The organism is Alkalicoccus luteus, from assembly GCF_012034335.1.
In the GTDB taxonomy this organism is placed as follows: Bacteria; Bacillota; Bacilli; order Bacillales; family Salisediminibacteriaceae; genus Alkalicoccus; species Alkalicoccus luteus_A.
Genome location: NZ_JAATHJ010000074.1, coordinates 1 through 932, shown reverse-complemented (window position 1 = coordinate 932; position 932 = coordinate 1). Strand labels below are relative to the sequence as shown.

The window sequence follows — 932 nt, the reverse complement described above, 5'->3', positions numbered from 1 at the left end:
GCTCCTTTTTTACAATTTTTACATAGGCACACGTTTATATTATTTTTTCTTTATTTTAAAGGGTTTATCAGATATAATATAGGCATGTATATTCGACGAGTAACCAGAAAAAATAAAAATGGAACAACAACCTCTTACCTGCAGCTCGCTCATAATGAATGGGATCCGAAAGCCAAATACGCAAAAGCGAAGGTGATTTATTCTTTCGGCCGGGAAGATCAAGTGGATCGGGCCGTATTAGAACGTCTGGCATCCAGTATTTCGCGATTCCTTTCGCCGGAAGCGGCGCTGCAGTCCAAAGAAACCGTTGGGGAAGTGGCTTCGTTTCTCTTTCAATCCTCGAAAAGCGTGGGCAGCCTGTGGCTCCTGGATCAATTGTGGAAGAAGCTCGGCATGGAGGAGGTCATCCAAGCCTGCTTCTCTTCCCGCCAGCACGAGATGGATATTGAACGACTGCTTTTTACCATGGTGGCGAACCGCGCGGTTTCGCCCGCGAGTAAGTTCTCCCTGACGAGCTGGGTCGAAGAAGATGTCTACGTACCCGGTGTAGAAACGGTACAGCCTCATCAGCTGTACCGCGTCATGGATGAGCTGCTGGACGTACGTGCGGAACTTGAAAAGAACGTATTTTATGCCGTGTCCGATTTATTGAATCTGGAAGTGGATCTACTCTATTTTGATACCACCTCCAGCTATTTTGAAGTGTCCCCCGACGAAGTTTCTGAGGACGAGACCTTCCGAAAGCAGGGCTACTCGAAAGACAAACGACCGGATCTTCTGCAAACCGTGATCGGCCTCGCGGTTACCCGCGAAGGCATTCCGATTCGCGTATGGGAATGGCCCGGGAACACGATGGACATGACGGTGATCGAACAAGTGAAACAAGACTTGATCGGCTGGAAGCTCGGGCGGGTGATACAAGTCGCCGATCG

At 49.1% G+C, this 932-nt stretch carries 1 protein-coding gene; it reads left to right on the top strand.

The features are described 5' to 3' along the window. Positions 1-84: 84 nt before the first annotated feature. A partial coding sequence (locus tag HCN83_RS17940; protein WP_425483642.1) for an IS1634 family transposase occupies positions 85-932 on the top strand: 848 nt, incomplete at its 3' end.